Source organism: Leptolyngbya sp. Cla-17 (assembly GCF_016807185.1).
In the GTDB taxonomy this organism is placed as follows: domain Bacteria; phylum Cyanobacteriota; class Cyanobacteriia; order Leptolyngbyales; family Leptolyngbyaceae; genus ULC077BIN1.
Map to the genome: position 1 here is coordinate 1,507,621 of NZ_JAEVYN010000002.1, position 16,957 is coordinate 1,524,577.

The 16,957-nt window shown below is 48.2% G+C and carries 13 protein-coding genes and 1 tRNA gene; 7 read left to right on the plus strand and 7 right to left on the minus strand.

Annotated features, from left to right (window positions below):
* Positions 1–14: 14 nt before the first annotated feature.
* Positions 15–1,448, minus strand: coding sequence for a dihydrolipoyl dehydrogenase (gene lpdA / locus JOY44_RS18065; RefSeq protein ID WP_171574979.1), 1,434 nt, complete (start codon positions 1,446–1,448; stop codon positions 15–17).
* Between the two features lie 302 nt (positions 1,449–1,750).
* Here lpdA and JOY44_RS18070 point away from each other — a divergent pair, with 302 nt between their 5' ends.
* Positions 1,751–2,002, plus strand: a complete 252-nt coding sequence (locus tag JOY44_RS18070) for a hypothetical protein (RefSeq protein ID WP_203032051.1) — start codon at positions 1,751–1,753, stop codon at positions 2,000–2,002.
* A gap of 97 nt (positions 2,003–2,099) precedes the next feature.
* Here JOY44_RS18070 and JOY44_RS18075 read toward each other — a convergent pair whose 3' ends face one another.
* Together JOY44_RS18075 and JOY44_RS18080 are read right to left on the minus strand one after the other, a co-directional pair.
* Positions 2,100–2,882: a TrmH family RNA methyltransferase gene (locus JOY44_RS18075; protein WP_171574981.1), complete on the minus strand. Its 783-nt coding sequence runs from the start codon at positions 2,880–2,882 to the stop codon at positions 2,100–2,102.
* A 127-nt stretch (positions 2,883–3,009) separates the two neighbouring features.
* Positions 3,010–3,093, minus strand: a tRNA-Leu gene (locus JOY44_RS18080).
* A gap of 78 nt (positions 3,094–3,171) precedes the next feature.
* On the opposite strand from JOY44_RS18080, the gene murA reads away from it, so the two are divergent.
* From murA to JOY44_RS18095, 3 genes are all read left to right on the plus strand, one after another.
* Positions 3,172–4,692 carry a UDP-N-acetylglucosamine 1-carboxyvinyltransferase gene (gene murA, locus JOY44_RS18085; RefSeq protein WP_242541803.1) on the plus strand — a complete coding sequence of 507 codons (1,521 nt, stop codon included), beginning with the start codon at positions 3,172–3,174 and terminating at the stop codon, positions 4,690–4,692.
* A gap of 185 nt (positions 4,693–4,877) precedes the next feature.
* Positions 4,878–5,756: a M48 family metallopeptidase gene (locus JOY44_RS18090; RefSeq protein ID WP_171574982.1), complete on the plus strand. Its 879-nt coding sequence runs from the start codon at positions 4,878–4,880 to the stop codon at positions 5,754–5,756.
* 43 nt (positions 5,757–5,799) lie between these two features.
* Positions 5,800–7,419 carry an ArnT family glycosyltransferase gene (locus tag JOY44_RS18095; protein WP_171574983.1) on the plus strand — a complete coding sequence of 540 codons (1,620 nt, stop codon included), beginning with the start codon at positions 5,800–5,802 and terminating at the stop codon, positions 7,417–7,419.
* Between the two features lie 23 nt (positions 7,420–7,442).
* On the opposite strand, the gene JOY44_RS18100 is transcribed toward JOY44_RS18095, so the two are convergent.
* Positions 7,443–10,892: an ATP-binding protein gene (locus JOY44_RS18100; RefSeq protein ID WP_207211196.1), complete on the minus strand. Its 3,450-nt coding sequence runs from the start codon at positions 10,890–10,892 to the stop codon at positions 7,443–7,445.
* A gap of 422 nt (positions 10,893–11,314) precedes the next feature.
* Here JOY44_RS18100 and JOY44_RS18105 point away from each other — a divergent pair, with 422 nt between their 5' ends.
* From JOY44_RS18105 to kaiC, 3 genes are all read left to right on the plus strand, one after another.
* Positions 11,315–12,208 (plus strand): circadian clock protein KaiA, encoded by an 894-nt coding sequence (locus tag JOY44_RS18105; RefSeq protein WP_171574985.1) that lies wholly within the window; start codon positions 11,315–11,317, stop codon positions 12,206–12,208.
* A 41-nt stretch (positions 12,209–12,249) separates the two neighbouring features.
* Positions 12,250–12,567, plus strand: a complete 318-nt coding sequence (kaiB, locus tag JOY44_RS18110; RefSeq protein WP_171576094.1) for a circadian clock protein KaiB — start codon at positions 12,250–12,252, stop codon at positions 12,565–12,567.
* Between the two features lie 81 nt (positions 12,568–12,648).
* Positions 12,649–14,199 (plus strand): circadian clock protein KaiC, encoded by a 1,551-nt coding sequence (gene kaiC / locus JOY44_RS18115; RefSeq protein ID WP_171574986.1) that lies wholly within the window; start codon positions 12,649–12,651, stop codon positions 14,197–14,199.
* A gap of 113 nt (positions 14,200–14,312) precedes the next feature.
* Here kaiC and JOY44_RS18120 read toward each other — a convergent pair whose 3' ends face one another.
* From JOY44_RS18120 to JOY44_RS18130, 3 genes are all read right to left on the minus strand, one after another.
* Entirely contained in the window at positions 14,313–15,353 is a 1,041-nt protein-coding gene (locus tag JOY44_RS18120; protein WP_197985549.1) for a C39 family peptidase, read from the minus strand.
* Positions 15,354–15,463: 110 nt separating this feature from the next.
* Positions 15,464–16,318: a formyltetrahydrofolate deformylase gene (purU, locus tag JOY44_RS18125; protein ID WP_171574987.1), complete on the minus strand. Its 855-nt coding sequence runs from the start codon at positions 16,316–16,318 to the stop codon at positions 15,464–15,466.
* On the minus strand, positions 16,315–16,893 hold the full coding sequence (locus tag JOY44_RS18130) for a DUF4340 domain-containing protein (RefSeq protein ID WP_171574988.1): 579 nt from the start codon (positions 16,891–16,893) through the stop codon (positions 16,315–16,317). Before JOY44_RS18130 ends, purU begins: the two co-directional genes overlap by 4 nt.
* Positions 16,894–16,957: the final 64 nt, after the last annotated feature.

The following is a 16,957-nucleotide window of genomic DNA, read 5'->3' on the forward strand; positions in this document are numbered from 1 at the left end:
TAGCCCCTAGTTTTTTAGTGCGTTCCTACCGCTCGTTTATAAGCCTCATCCAACACTTCTGAAAGAGTGGGATGAGCATGAACCAAGAAAGCAAGGGAATGAACCGATTGACGATTGGCGATCGCGTTGGCGGCTTCTTGAATGAGATCCGAGGCGTGCAGCCCAAAAATGTGAACACCTAGCACTTCACCCGTATCTTTCCGAAAAATGACTTTTGCAAGCCCTTCAGTTTCGCCTTCGGCGATCGCCTTTGCATTTCCCTTAAAGTAAGTTTTTGCCACACCAACCTCAAACCCTTCTGTCGCGGCTTTTTCCTGAGCGATTGGCTCTGTCATGCCGACAAAACCAATTTCGGGATGGGTGAAGGCGGCAGCAGGAATGCTGTGGTAATCAACGATGCGAGGTCGCCCACAAATCGTTTCGATCGCGGCAACTCCCTGAGCCGATGCGGTATGCGCCAGCATCATTTTGCCAGTGGCATCACCGATCGCCCACAAATGCGGCAGCGGTTGCCCATCTTTGACCACTGCCAAATAATCATCGACAGGGATAAAGCCGCGCCGATCGAGTTCAACGCCAACCGTTTCCAGTCCCAGGTCTTTAGTATGGGGAATGCGTCCTGTGGCAATCAGACAGGCATCCACTTCCAAAACTTCCACTACTTCTTTTGTTTTGGCATCTGCCAGTTCAATCACCACGGGCGATCCAGGAATCACCCGTTTTGCCAAGATACCAACCTTTGTTTCGATATCTCGTGGGGTAATCAGCACTCGCTGAGCCAACTTTGCCACATCGGGATCAAACCCGGGCATCAGATGATCCAGCGCTTCGATCAAGGTAATTTCGCAGCCCAGAGCCGAGTAAACATCTGCAAATTCCAGCCCAATGTAGCCACTGCCCACGATCGCAATCCAAGGCGGCAATGATTCTAACCGCACCGCATCATCGCTGGTGAAAACGGTTTTGCCATCAATTTCGACACCGGGCGGCACAAAGGGCACAGATCCGGGAGCCAAAATAATATCTTTAGCCGTGACAATGCGATCGCCATCGGGCGTGGCAATGGTCACTTTTTGCATGGCAGTGACTCGCGCCCAGCCTTGGATCGTCTCTACTCCAATGCGTTTGAGGCTGCCGACTAGGGCTTCTCGCTGTTTAGTAACAATAGTGTTGGCATGATTTGCGATCGCGGCTCGGTCAAACGACACAGTTGAAAGCTCAATTCCCAACGCCTCAAGATGATGGGTATCGCGCAATTCACGCACCTTGCCAGAAGCCGCTAGCAGAGCTTTAGAGGGGATGCAACCCCGATTAACACAGGTGCCGCCCATGTCTGCTGCTTCCACAACAGCCGTTTTCAAACCACAACTGACAGCGTGTAGAGCCGCTCCATGCCCTCCTACACCTGCCCCAATAATCAGCAAATCGTAATCAAATGGATCACTCACGTTTCTCTCCTGGTCATTCTCCCTATCTTCGGTCGGATGTTACTCATCAGACAACCTTATTTAATGAGATTTGTCATTTGGTTGAAGTTTTACTCCTTAGCTTCACTTAAGACGTTTGCTTTTGGTTGAAGTTTTACTCCTTAGCTTCACTCAAGACCTTTGCTAAGAATGAAGATAGGATTGGGCAACTTAAACGTAACTTAGTTTGCAGGACGGGTGTCATGAACATGAAAAGGGAAAATCTGGCTTTTAATACTTCAGATCGTTCTTTTAACACTTCAGATCGTTTTGGAGCCAAAACTATGGGACAACAGCAACATGAAGGTCGCCGCGCCGCTATGCAAGCATTCATGGAGTCGCTTGCACAATTAGAGCAAACGTTTGAACCTGCTGAACTTGTAGAAAACCTGCCCCCCCAAAATTCTCCATCCTCGTTATGTGCTTCTGAACAAGCTACACAAGAAGCTGCCCAGTTTAGCCTGAGCAGTTTTGAAGATGCGATCGCTGACTTAGAGCAGTTTATCCAAAACAGTCAGTCGTCAAAAAGCCCGTAGGAGTTCGGAGTTTTGAATGCTGAAAGGATTCCCTGCGCACTCTGTATACTCCGCACCCCGTACACTCCGCGCCCTGTCCCTTGCACCCTTCTCCCACTTACTGAGCAAGAGCCTGCTGTCGTTTCGCTTCATAGAGTAGTAAAGCTGTTGCGATCGCCACATTCAAAGATTCCACTCCCGCCGCCAGAGGAATCCGAACTGTGTAATCGGCGAGTGCGGTGAGGGCAGGCGATAATCCGGCACCTTCATTGCCGAGCAGCAAAAGAGTAGGTTTACAGAAATCCACGTCCCAATAAGTTCGGTCAGCATCGGGCAAGGTGGCAACAATTTGAAACCCTTGCTGGCGGTAAGGAGCGATCGCGTCGGGCAGATCGAGGCTAGTTGCCATGGGCAAGCGGAACCATTGCCCCGCAGAAGCTCGAAGCACTTTGGGATGATCCATATCAACGCTATCGGCACTCAGCAATAGCCCGTCTGCTCCCGCTGCGGCAGCCGTGCGAATGATGGTGCCTAGGTTGCCGGGATCTTGAATGGTTTCCAGCACTAGCCCCAACTGATGAAATGTTGGCGTAACACTAGACGATCGCTCGACAATAGCAATGATGCCATCTGGCTCTACCGTGGTAGCGATCGCCCGCAACACTTCTGGACTCACGACTTCCAATCGTTGGGCGCATTGTTCAACCTGCTGCCATAGGTCTGAATAGCGCAGTTGCCAATCGGACGTATGGCATACCGTAACCAAGGGGCGATTTACAAGACAGGCAGCTTCTATCAGATGAGTCCCTTCCAACAGAAAAAGCTGCTGCTCTCGCCGCTCCTTTGCACGATGCAGCTTTCGGATCTGCTTCACTAACGGATTTTGCAAGCTAGTTAACATGAAGCTGGAATGATTAGAATTTAGTATCAAATTCATCTACAGACATTAAAAATAGTTAACTGTTTTTAGGGAAATCAAATAAAAAAATGGGCAACTATCCGGTTGCCCACTTCACTCTATAAATCAATGCGGAACCCGGGACTTGAACCCGGAAGTCTTTGCAGACACTAGAACCTGAATCTAGCGCGTCTACCAATTCCGCCAGTTCCGCTAACAGTACGAATGAACCCGCGATTTCTAATCATGTGGTAATTCAAACTATCTGTCAATCATTCAACGGATAAACTTTTTGACTAACCATGCCAACATGCGATGGGGAGAGAATGACAAACTTGGAAAAAGCTGGGACAACTGTAATGTTTCCGGTAAAATCAAAACCGAATTTGTCACACAGTTAATCGCGGAGGACAGACCCATTACTTTCTCTCCTAACCTACCCAATGTTCATTCCCCTGCTGAAGAAAATGTTTCCATCTTGGAGATTTGGGGTGGTCAGCCCCTCAGTGGACAGGTCAACGTCAGCGGCGCTAAAAATTCGGCACTGGTGCTGATGGCGGGTGCCGTGCTTTGTCCCGAGGAATGCTCCCTTCGCAATGTGCCCTCCCTCGTTGATGTGTCTTGCATGAGTGAGATCCTAGCGGCATTGGGGGTCAAGGTTAAGCGAGAAGGCGATCGCTTAGTCATCAACGCTTCCACAATTGGGCAATCTAAAGCGCCCTATGAGCTGGTCAGTCAGTTACGCGCCAGCTTTTTTGTGATTGGTCCTTTGCTAGCCCGATTAGGAGTTGCCCGCATTCCTCTACCCGGTGGATGTGCGATCGGCGCAAGACCAGTTGATTTGCATGTTCGAGGGTTGCAAGCTCTTGGGGCTGAAGTGCAAATTGATCATGGAATCGTCTATGCCTATGTGACAGGAGTAAACAAGCGGCTAAAGGGAGCCAAGATTTATCTCGACTACCCCAGCGTGGGTGCAACAGAAACGCTAATGATGGCGGCCACCCTGGCAGATGGAGAAACCACCATTGAAAACGCTGCCCAAGAACCTGAAGTGATCGATTTAGCCAACTTTTGTCGAGCGATGGGAGCAAAAATTCGTGGGGCTGGCACCAATACAATCACAATTTCTGGTGTGTCTCGTTTGCACACAGCCGATTACAGCATTATTCCTGATCGGGTCGAAGCAGGCACTTTTTTGGTTGCAGGCGCAATTACTCGCTCTGAAATTTTGGTGTCTCCCGTTATTCCTGACCATTTGACGGCAGTGATTGCCAAGCTTCAGGCGATGGGGGTGCAGGTGGTTAAAGAAGGCAGTCATGGTGTTCGCGTTATCCCTTCCCAAAACATCCTAGCGACCGATATTGAAACACTGCCCTATCCTGGTTTTCCGACCGATATGCAGGCGCAGTTTATGGCGCTGTTGACGCTAAGTGAAGGAGACAGCATTATTTCAGAAACGGTGTTTGAAAATCGGCTGGGTCATGTGCCGGAATTAAGCCGGATGGGTGCAGATATCCGCATTAAAGGAAATCATGCCATTATTCGGGGAGTTCCCATGTTGTCGGGTGCGCCTGTAGTCGCTACAGATCTTCGAGCATCCGCAGCGCTCGTGTTAGCAGGGTTGGCAGCTAATGGCAAAACCACTATTCAAGGATTGCATCATATGGATCGGGGCTATGAGCAAATAGAGTCCAAGCTGCAAAAGCTGGGCGCTCGTATGCACCGAATTAAATCAGACGCTAAATTAGATGACCGGTCTAATGACGCGGTTGTGTTGCCGTCTAAACCACCGATGCTAAATCAGCATAGTTAGGAGCCAGCCTAAAATTGCAAGGGTGGAGCGCAGGAGTTCCACCCATTTTGTGGTCTCGGCAATCACCTCTCGTTAGGCTCGTTATACTGGCAGTAACAGAGGCGAACAACTTCGTCGTGCGAAGCGCTATCGCTTCACCTCCAGTATTTTTCACGAGTAGTTTGTACTATTTTTGGCATTGGTTCATGGTTTTTCTCAAAACTCCGCTGCTTGGTTTACGTGCCGATCATTTTCGCCATCCGTTGGATCTAGAGGCTACGGCAAATCTTAAGCAGTTGCCTGGTCTGGATGTGATTGTGCGGAATTTGCTGGGTCCATTGGCGGGACAGTTTTTTTACTTGGAAAATATCGCCTCCAGCATTTTGGTCAGCGATCAGCAGTTGCCTGACTTACACAATCTGCTGCTAGAAGCTTGCAAAGTGTTGGATTTGGAACCCCCTCAACTGTATGTGCGCCAACATCCTGCGCCGAATGCCTACACCTTTGCTATGCGTGGTGAGCAACCGTTTATTGTGGTGCATACCTCGTTGATTGACTTGCTGACACCAGAGGAAATACAGGCGGTGATTGCCCATGAGTTGGGGCATCTCAAGTGTGAGCATGGAGTGTATTTGACCCTGGCAAACCTATTGGTGCTGGCTGCAGGACAACTTCCTTGGGGTGCTGGTGCAGCAGTTGCCCAAAGCTTGCAAGCTCAGCTTATGGAGTGGGTTCGCTGTGCAGAATTTAGCTGCGATCGCGCGGCGCTGTTGGCGACCCAGAATCCTAGAGTCGTTGCTTCCGTATTGATGAAATTGGCAGGGGGGTCTCCTACGCTTGCCAGTCAACTTAACTTAGATGCTTTTTTGGCTCAAGCACGAGCCTATGACGATATTAGTAAGGATCAAATTGGTGAATTGCTGAAACAGGCGATCACGGCTCAATTAAGTCATCCAGTACCCGTGTTAAGAGCGCGAGAAATTGATCGGTGGGGCAGCAGCCAGACTTATCAATCCCTGCTGCATAATCGCCCTGCTCAATCGAGTGAACAGGCTCAAGCGAAGGGTGGATGGCGGAATTGGTAGTGGATTCAACTAGCCTGGGATGACTGCAAACGAAGGAAGCTGAATGGGAAAATTTGCCAAGGGGTGGGGGTTTGAGGCGTACCCAGTTGTCTGGCTGTTGGTGAGTGGCCTGCTAGTACGGAGCGCGATCGCAGTTTGGATACCCCCCGGTTTTGATGAAGCTTACTACTACCTCTATACTCAGCATCCAGACTGGAGCTATTTTGACCATCCGCTCATGGTTGGGATATCAACCGGTTTAGGTCCGTGGCTAACGGGACAAGTGTCGCAATTTACGATTCGCATTGGATCGCTGTTGCTTTACACGGGAGCCTTGATTCTGCTCTATCTCACCAGTGTGCAGTTGTTTTCTCAACGAGCGGCAGTTTTGACCGTTGCGATCGCCTCTCTCGTTCCCATCTTTTTTGTCGGCTTTGGCGTATTGACCTTACCCGACAGCCCACTGATTTTTTTCTGGTCTGCCACTCTTCTGATTGCTGCCAAAGAGTTTTTGCGTCAACCGACTTACTATCCAAGCTGGCGACTCGCTGCGATCGGGCTTTTAGTCGGGCTCGCATGTCTCAGTAAATATCATGGAGTCGTTTTAGGGCTGGGCTTAGTCGGATTTTGCTTCACCAGTCGCCAGCACCGTACCGTCTTTAAATCTCCCTGGATGCTGGCGGCATTGGGGCTATTTTGCCTCACAGTTTCTCCGATTATTATCTGGAATTTCCAGCACGAGTGGGTTTCCCTACGCTATCAATCCGGCAGAGCTGTTCCCAATCGCGGCTACAGTTTGTTGGAACTCATTGGCACCATTCTCATCGGCATTGGCTATCTTTTTCCTGCCTTTGGCTTTCCACTTTGGTGGGTCAGCTTGAAAACAGCCTGGGAGCAATGGCGCAATCCAAATCACTTCGTAGCTCGCACCCCGCACTCGTCACTTGCCACTCTTCTCATTCTCTGGATCTCCCTGCCCATTATCCTTAGCTTCACTTTCATGGGTGGCTACCGCCCGATTTTGCCGACCTGGGCAATGCCGGGTTTTTGGGGAATGACGCTGCTGTTGGGCGATCGCGCTGCTAAGTGGTCGCTTCGTGAAGTGCGACGGTGGCTGGGGATGTCAGCGTTGATCATTGGCATGTTGATTGCGATCGCGCTGCCCCATCTCACGTTGGGAATATTACAAAAACCAAGTGCCTACGCTGTTTTAGGTGGATTTATTCCGGCAACAACCGATGGTTCGGTGCAACTAGTTGACATTCAGCAGGTTCGACGCGGATTTAAAGAATCTGATAATTTGACCCGTGCGCTAGAGCAAGCTGATTTTGTTTTTGCAGACGATATTTTTATCGCGGGATATGTAGGTATGGCACTTGCGTCGCTTGCTCATCCGCCTATTGTCTGCTTTAACGATGACCTACGAGGGTTTGCGTTTTGGTCAACGGCAGAAGAGTGGGTGGGTAAGGATGGACTATACATTGCCCCCAAACGTCACTTAAACTCCACTAAGTATGCAGGCTATTTTCAAAGCTTTGAGCAGATTGGAGAAATTCCCATTTGGCGCGGCGGCGTGATCGTCGATGTATTTCAGGTATATCAAAGCAAAAATCTGTTAAAGCCCTATCCCAGGCTTTACGGAACCGGTAATGGAAAGGCATCTGTGCTGCGGGGCGATGGGTAAAGAAAGGGGAAAGTTTTGCTCTATCAATCGTCAATGGTGCTTTTCCGCAGTACCAAGTGGATTTCTTTTAATAGGTCAGTCATGTTGGTAGGGGCAATAAGCACCTGTGTGGCAAGCTGAGTAATCCTATCGGGTAACGGATCGACCTTAGAGGAGGCTTGATGACGATGATCCAGAACGAGAATCGGGGGCAGTGGGCCTAAGGATTCTAAGGACGAGAGGAGCGCGATCGCGTCAGATTGAGGTGCATCACCGGTCCAGCAAATCAATAATAGATCGACAGTTTGAGACTGAATTTGCTGCATAACGTCCTGCCAAGACTGCTTGATTTCGCTGCGTAGTCCTGCTGTTTGAAGATATTGAGTTAGGGCTTGCAGCCATTCGATTTGTTTAGGAGATTTGGGGAAGGCTTCTAACGCTGCCTGATTTGGCGCAGCGGTATGATCAACCGACAGCACAGTGGAAACATCCACCGCTAAAATTGACGGTCTCCATGAGCTAGCCGCAATCTGAAGGACTTGCAGCAGCGTTTCAGGCTCTATAACCTCTTTAGAAAGAGAGGTTGTGGCTGTTGCCAGGTATGGAAATACAATCAAGCCAGGAATTTGACTGGCGGCTTGAGTTACTGCTGAATCTAGGGTAACCAGTGGAAGCGCAGACAAAGACGGGGAGAGGCTGAATTGTTTAAGGTAAGCGGCTGGAGCCGCTAAGGAACCATCTAATAAAACTACGTGGGGCTTCCATACGCGGGCTAACAGCTCGGCTTGCTCCAAGTCATCAGACTCTAAAATACGATAGCGATGGGATTGAAGCAGATGATCTAAATCCTTTAGAGGGGTTGAAGCGCGATCGCTGGGGTCGTCAGAATACAACCGCAAAATTGTTAGGTTAGAGATGGGGCGATCGCGAGAAAGCGGTTCTTCTGTCTTGATTAAAAGCGTTTTTAAGGTTTGTTCCAACACCTTTGTTTGAACGGGCAAATTCATGAATCCATTCGCATGACAGCGATAGGCTTCTGCTTCTTCAACCGTCGTTGCCATCACCACTACCGGAAGATGCTGGGTTTCTGTGTTGGATTTGAGCAACGTCAGCACATCCCAACCCGATAGTAAGGGCAGCAGCGGGTTGAGGAAAATAATGCAGGGCTGCAATCGGCGCGCTTTCTCCAATGCTTCTGTGCCAGAGCGAGCAATGACAACCTGATAATCCAGAACCGCTAGTTGATCTGATAATGCCTCGATAAACTGCGGCACACCTTCCACAATCAAAACTAAGCGATCGCGGCAAGCAGAACCAGCAGATCCATGCTGAATATTTACCCTCAAACGTTCCTGTGGAGAATAGATCAGCGATCGTCCCCCCAACCATTCGCCCGATTCAGCAGTTAACGCATTGCCATTTCCCTCATCCTGATAGGAAGGCGCTTTATTGGGCGGCAGCGGCGGTAACAAAACAGTGAACTGGCTGCCTTCGTCTTCTTTAGACAAAAAGGTCACATCACCGCCATGTAATCGAGCCAATCGCCGCGTCAACACCAATCCCAAACCCGCTCCTTCAAACTGTCGTGTTAAAGGGTTTTCAAGCTGCTGAAATTTTTGAAAGATTAAGTGCTGCTTTTCTGCTGGAATGCCAATGCCTTGATCCCAAACAGTAAATGCAATCCACCCGCCCCACCGACTGACCTTTAACCCAACTGATTTACCCTGCTTTGTAAACTTGAATGCGTTTGACAGTAGATGAATCAACATTTGCCGCAGTCGCAATTGATCGGCAATGAAAATATCTAGCTCGGAGGAAATCTCCAATGAAAATTGAGCCGTTAGCTGCTCATCCGTTGGCGGATCCTCTGCTTTACTTTCCAATAACCGTAGTTGTTTCGCTTGTTCAAACGCCTGAGCGCACACCGTAGAGATTTGAACCGGGGCAAACAACAGTTGCAATTGACCTGTTTCAATCCGCGTTAAATCTAGAATATCGTTCACCACCGTCATCAAATGGCGACTGCTTTGGTAAATCAGTTGGGCATAACGCACTTGGCGCGGATTTAGTTCACCCAAGGTTTGGTCTTTAAGTAGGCTTGACAAGCCCAAAACGGACGTAAGAGGAGTTTTTAGCTCGTGGCTAATGCAGGCTAGAAACTCATCTTTAAGCCGATTAAGCTGAACAAGATCTGCATTCTTAGCAGTTAGTTCGTGGGCTAGCTGTTGTTGTTCCGTCACATCTTGGGCTTGCACCAGCCAAAGTGCCTCAGTTTCGATCGCTGTCTGAAATGGCTCTGCCAAAACACTCTGGGGCGCATACTTAGATAGATTGGCGGTGTTGAACCCACTAGCTTCTGTAGCGAAGAGCTTGCCCTCAGACGTTAGATTAGCCAATTGGAACGAGCCGACCTGAGATGATGTGGTTTCTAAAAACGCTGTGGCTGCTTGGGATAGGGGATCTGACCAGTCTAAGTTCCAGTCGGGAAGCAAAGTGCAAAGTGGAATCTTAATGAACTGCAATACTCGCTCCTGTCCGTCTTTTAGGGGGCAAGAACAAACACAAGTATCCGGAGAGGCTCCTAGGTGACACAGGTTCGGCTCTGGTAGGGATGAGTCTGCACCCAGTTCCCCCAACAGATGAGAAGCTTCTTGACGAATCCATGCCGGATCAAGCAAATCACCGACCTGACTGCGCCACATGGAGTTTTGGGCTAACACAGTGCCGCTGTTCGTTTGCAACATTAGGGGCAGCGGTAAGCGTTCGAGTAGTGCCAACAGTGATTTGAATAATGCAACTTGAGACGTTGGCGTTGAAACGGCTTCAAATCGGCTACTGAGTGGGGGAGGCTTTGGGCTTGCAGGTTGGTTTTGCTGCCGCAGCTGCTGGATTTCACCTTGCTGAGTTTGGATGCGCTGCTCTAGCTCGGCGCGTTGAGCGAGCAACTGCTGAGTAAGCTGGATGATTTGGCGCTGTTGATTGTCTGAGTGGGCGTTTGTTTGAGTTCTCTCAGATGATTCTGATGATTCTGTTGATAAAAAGGCAGACAAATAGGGCGTGGAGGTTACTTCGGTTTGAGCAGGAGAGATAGAATGCTCAGCCAGTAGTTGAAATACTTGTTCGGTATCCAAAAGCCCCAGAACCTCACCTGTGCTTTTCATCAAGGCGATCGCTTCTGAGTCGTGAAGTTGCACCCGCATCATCAGTTGGGATAGTTGCCACTCTGCTGGCACCAAAATGATCGGCTCGATTACTGAAGGAGCGATCGCGGTAATGAGTGAAGTTAAGATTGGCGGCAATGCCAGCGGTGAAGGTAACTCAGAAGTTTCAGATGAAAGCAGCAACTGGGGTAACAAGCGATGGAGTTTGACGAGACCAACAGGCTGCTGCCGCGAATCTAAAATGATTAGGCGATCGCATTGGCTGCGGCTCAGCGCTGTTAACGCTGCTTGAATCGTTACCGTATTTGGAAAAACTGGAACAAAACGTACCAACTCACTCAAGCAGATATTAGGCATAGGCATAATCAATCGCGCCGTGAAGGACGGTAAAGCCCGATATAGTCAATAACCCTCTAATTTATAAGCTTTTGAACGCACTCTATTTTCAAGAATGCTCCGTCAAAGCCAACCGCCCAATGGAAAAAATGAGTATGAAAAGACAATAGTAATAAACGCTGCTTTTTTGTTAGCAGGGTGAACCAGAAAAATTTAATGGAGCATGATAAACATGCATCAAGGTTTTTAACCTTAGCCCTTATTATGAAGGCGAATTAAGTAAAACAGGTAGACAATTATAATTAATTAAAGTTGTGCCTTTACGAAGATGAGGCAGCTTACGCAGAGGTTACTTTAAAACCTCACGACTTATATATTGGCTATTGCTTAGGCTTAATACCGTTGACTTTCTAAAAACCTTGTCTTCTCCTCTATCTATTGGTTTATTTCTGAGCCCTGATTTTGCAGCTCAAGCTCTTTTAAACGCTTTAAATCACGATCGCTATCGGGTTTGTGTTCATACTGCTAATGACCAATTTTGCGGGTTCATTGACCAAGAAAGACAACAGCTTGACTGCCTAATTTTACAGAGTGGTTCAGAGTTATCTCACCTGATCCACTGGCTGCATGGTCAGGTCATTGTCTTACCCGCTGTGATTTTGCATACTGACCTGGATGAAATGCCAATTTTCAATAGTAGTTCCGTGGATGACCGCGATTCTTCCACGCTAGCGCCCTTCACCTATCACACAGCCGAATTTCATACCACGCCCACCCAATTTAATCTGACGGATGACGTGGTGGAGCAAGCGATCGCCCGATTTATTCATCTTTCGCCGAATTGCCGAATTGGTAGTTCAGTAGAGGCGGAAATCGCGATCGATTCAGCCACTCAAACCTTGCTTATGCTCCAGCAGCGTCGCCTGATAGACAAGTTAAAAGAACGATTGGGATACTTGGGCGTATACTACAAGCGCAATCCACAAAGCTTCTTCCGCCGTTTGCCCGTGGATCAGCAGCAGAAATTATCAGAAAAGCTGAAAGCAGAGTATCGAGACATCCTCCTCTGCTATTTCACAAACGATGGTACGCTGAATCAGCAAATTGATGACTTTATTAATACATCCTTTTTTGCTGATATGTCAGTCCCCCAAATCGTTGAAATTCACATGGATCTAATCGACGATATTTCTAAGCAACTAAAACTAGAGGGACGCAGCGAGGAAATAGTACTGGATTATCGGTTGACGCTGATTGACATCATTGCTCACTTGTGCGAAATGTATCGCCGCTCAATTCCTAGAGAAACTTAGGCTACGTCCTCCCGACCTGTTCGCCCGTCACTGACCCAAGCATTATGCCACTGAAAAAAACCTATGTCCTTAAACTGTATGTTGCAGGAAACACACCCAACTCTATTCGGGCGCTAAAAACCCTCAACAATATTCTTGAAGAAGAATTTAAGGGTGTATATGCTCTCAAAGTGATTGATGTCTTAAAAAGTCCGCAGCTAGCCGAAGAAGATAAGATTTTGGCAACACCCACTCTCGCAAAAATTTTGCCGCCACCGGTTCGTAAGATTATTGGCGATTTATCCGATCGCGAAAAGGTATTGATCGGGTTAGATCTCCTCTACGAAGAGCTTCGGGAAGATGAAGCGGCTAACGAATAACGAAAAAGGTTTACTGATAGGCTTTGTGGAAATGGCAGTGTATTAACTAGATGCAATGGATAGGTCAATTCAAAAATCACTATGAATGAATTGAATCAACACAACAATGGCGGAACAACGGCAACAGGGGTTGACAAGATCCGCACGATGATTGAAGGGTTTGATGACATCAGCCATGGCGGCTTGCCTGCTGGCAGAACAACTCTCGTTAGCGGCACATCTGGCACCGGAAAAACCTTACTCGCCGTCCAATTTTTACATAACGGCATCGTTGATTTTGATGAGCCTGGTGTGCTTATCACCTTTGAAGAATCTCCCGCCGATATTATCAAAAATGCTCTTAGCTTTGGCTGGAATCTTCAGAAGTTTGTCGATGAAGGCAAACTGTTTATTTTGGATGCTTCCCCCGATCCGGATGGGCATGAGGTGGTGGGCAATTTTGATCTCTCTGCATTAATCGAGCGGATTCAATATGCCATTCGCAAATATAAAGCCAAGCGAGTTTCGATTGATTCCGTCACGGCGATTTTCCAACAATATGATGCCGCATCTGTCGTGCGGCGAGAAATTTTTCGGATTGTGGCGCGACTGAAGCAAGTGGGTGTGACCACCATCATGACCACAGAGCGGGTGGACGAGTATGGCCAAGTGGCTCGCTTTGGCGTGGAAGAATTCGTGTCAGATAATGTAGTGATTTTGCGAAATGTGCTGGAGGGTGAACGCCGCCGCCGCACGATCGAAATCTTGAAACTGCGCGGCACCACTCATATGAAGGGTGAATATCCGTTTACGATGACGCGCCAAGGAATCAATATCTTCCCGCTGGGAGCGATGCGCTTAACACAGAGATCGTCGAATGTTCGCGTCTCATCTGGCGTGAAAACCTTGGATGAAATGTGCGGCGGCGGCTACTTTAAAGATTCGATTATCCTGGCGACGGGCGCGACGGGCACGGGCAAAACGATGCTGGTCAGCAAGTTTTTGGAAGAAAGCTGCGTCAAGGGTGAACGGGCAATTTTGTTTGCCTATGAAGAATCTCGCGCTCAGCTATCGCGGAATGCTTATTCTTGGGGAATTGATTTTGAAGAATTGGAACAGCAGGGCTTCCTGAAAATTCTTTGTGCCTATCCAGAATCAGCGGGGTTGGAAGATCATCTACAAATTATCAAGCAGGAGATTGCCGATTTTAAGCCAGCCCGAATTGCGATCGATTCGCTTTCAGCGATCGCCCGTGGAGTGAGCAACAACGCCTTTCGCCAGTTTGTCATTGGCGTAACGGGGTTTGCCAAGCAAGAGGAAATTACTGGCTTCTTTACCAACACGACCGATCAATTTATGGGGTCAAACTCCATCACCGACTCCCACATTTCCACCATCACCGACACCATTTTGATGCTGCAATATGTAGAAATTCGGGGTGAAATGTCTCGCGCTATCAACGTGTTCAAAATGCGCGGTTCTTGGCACGACAAAGGGATTCGGGAGTATGTGATTAGCGATCGCGGACCCGAAATTAAGGACTCATTCCGTAACTTTGAACGGATCATTAGTGGATCGCCGACCCGGATTGCTATAGATGAGAAATCTGAACTGTCACGTATTATTCGCGCGGTGCAGCGAGAAGAAGAGTAGCTTTCTAAGCTAGACAGGTGCCAGGTGCCAAGTTCATCTTCGAGATCCAGATAGTCCCATGATTTGGCTATCCAGCAACTAACAAAAAAGCCTATCGCACTGTGATCAACTTTTTATGGCTTGGAGAGGCGATGAATCCAGATGTAGTTTTCACCTTCTGGAGAACACTTGGCTTGAATCAGAGCGTTGGAATAGTAAAGGTTTTGCCCAGACTGATCATTACGATAGCCAGAGGATGTCCATTCGCCATAGGGATCATTCACAAAAAAGCCATTCTGGTCATAGCCGCGCACCACAATGATGTGCCCAAAGGTGGTGAAATATCCGTGGATAATGCAAGGGCGACCTTCCGCGATCGCCTTTCGAATATCAGATTGGCGACCCCGCATTGTGAAGTCATTCCTTAAGCCATAGTTGCGCGACAGGGTAGCTAGATCGTTGCCATCCCAGCGGCTTAACCCCTGGTTGAGCATATATTGATATAACTCATCTTCCAATTGCCCTACGCCCGTGTTGCCCCTAATTTGAAAATAGGTCATCACCATGGCAAACGTGGTGACGTTGCACGCTCCAGTTGGGTTCAACGCATTGTCAAGCTGGCTTTTGTGTGGAACGTTTAGTTGTTTAGTGGGAGGAATGCCGCCAGACTCAGGTTCCGGTTGAGAAATGGGAAGAATCTTTTGCTGCGTATTAATAAATTCAAAGTCTGGAGCGTAAATATACCAGGTGTTGCGGGGTGGATTACCTAAAGCATCCCACAGTAGAGAAAGTTTGTAATGATTGTTGGGTGCCGTTGCCCAAGACTGAAGATTGACAATTCTGCCAGCGGCGATCGACACCTTATCTTGTGCAGGTAACTGTGCAGAATTGGCAGTGGACTGCTTTAAAGGAGTGTTGCGAATAATTTTGAGGCTAGGAGGTTGAATTAATTGAATGTGAGGAATGTGGACATACCAAGTGTTGCGGGGCGGATTGCCTAAAAACTCTCCCATCAATGCAATTTTTAAGTAGCTTCTATCAACCGCTTTCCAGGAGTGAATATTCAACATTCTGCCGGCTGCGATCGAAACCTTATCCTCTGGGGGTAGCTGAATCGCATCTTCAGTCGTCTGCTTAAAAACGGTGTTTTGGATGACTTTAAGCTGTATGGCCATACGCTTTATCCTAAATTTTGCTTTATCTCTCTGTTGTTTTGTCTGAGTGGGCGATCGCGAATGAGTCCTTTGTTCGCCTTCATAATAGATGGTTTAGTGCCATCATGCGCTTACTCGAAAACAACTGTACGATTGCCATAAACCAACACGCGATTTTGCAAATGTAGGCGTACGGCTCTGGCTAACACCACCCGCTCCAAATCTTTGCCTTTGCGGATTAAATCTTCCACGCTATCTCGATGGCTGACCCCCACTACATCTTGCTCAATAATCGGACCTTCATCTAAGTCTGCTGTGGCGTAATGAGCCGTTGCACCGATGATTTTCACGCCACGATCGTAGGCACGATGATAGGGGTTAGCTCCAGCGAAAGCAGGTAGAAAAGAATGGTGAATGTTAATAATGGCAGGAAATTGAATGATAAATTCTGAACTTAAAACCTGCATATATTTTGCCAATACTACTAAGTCAATCTTGCATTTTTTAAGCAATTCAAGCTGCTCTTTTTCCTGTGCTTGCTTAGTGTCTTTGGCAATAGAAATGTAGTGATAGTCGATGTTAAATTGCTCAGCGATCGCGCCTAAATCTGGGTGATTACTGATGATCAATGGAATGCATACATTGAGTTCTCGCGATCGCTGCCGCCAGAGAAGATCATACAAACAATGGTCTTGTTTACTCACCCAAATGGCAATCCGAGGCACTGCGTCCGAAAAGTGAAGCTGCCAATTTGCCTGGAGTGGTTGCGCGATCGCGTTAAACGCCGTTCCAATAATTTCACGCGGCAGGTTAAACCCTTCTAGCTGCCACTCCAACCGGGTGAGAAACAAACCCGCCGCAAAATCGGTGTGCTGATCAGCATGGATAATGTTGCCACCATTGGCATAAATAAAGTTGGCAATTTTTGCGACTAATCCTTTTTGATCCGGGCAAGAAATTAACAGCGTTGCGGTTGGAATGGTCATGGTTTAGTTGCTTTTGGCGTTGGTGCGGTTGTGACCTGTTGCCATTCGCCGAGCGAACGATTGACCGCATTCTCAAAATCCAACGATACCAAGAATATCTTTAAATCTGCGCCGGGTTGGGGGTCGATTTGAGCATAGAGCGAGGTGCGATTATAATCAGGTTTCCCTAAAATCAGCCGATGAGTTTTGCCGTCTTTTAAGGCTAGCTCCACCGTTGATAGGGGCGTATCAAACCCAAATTCTGCCTGTTTTACTCTGGGCACTGTCAGGGGTGGGGCACTCATTGCAGACGCGATCGCGTTAAGCAAATACGCCACCGATGCATCATTCGCAGGCGCTTGATTGGGCGAAGTCATTTGCCAAATTGCAGGGCTGGGCGCAGTATTTTTGACAAAAGACAGCGATCGCTCTGGCGTTTTTAAGCTCAGCGATCGCACATCTGCTTCCTGAAACCCAAACAGCAATTGAGCCTCTGACTTGACTGGCGGCGGAGTCGTTTGCTCTTGCAGATACACCACACCCCCTAGCAATACAGCAACAATCAACAAAATCAACGGTGCGCGGTTGAGCTTCATAAGGGGGCATCAGTGGGGCGATTCAGTAGAACATGAGAGACAATACGCCAGTAACATCCGGCGT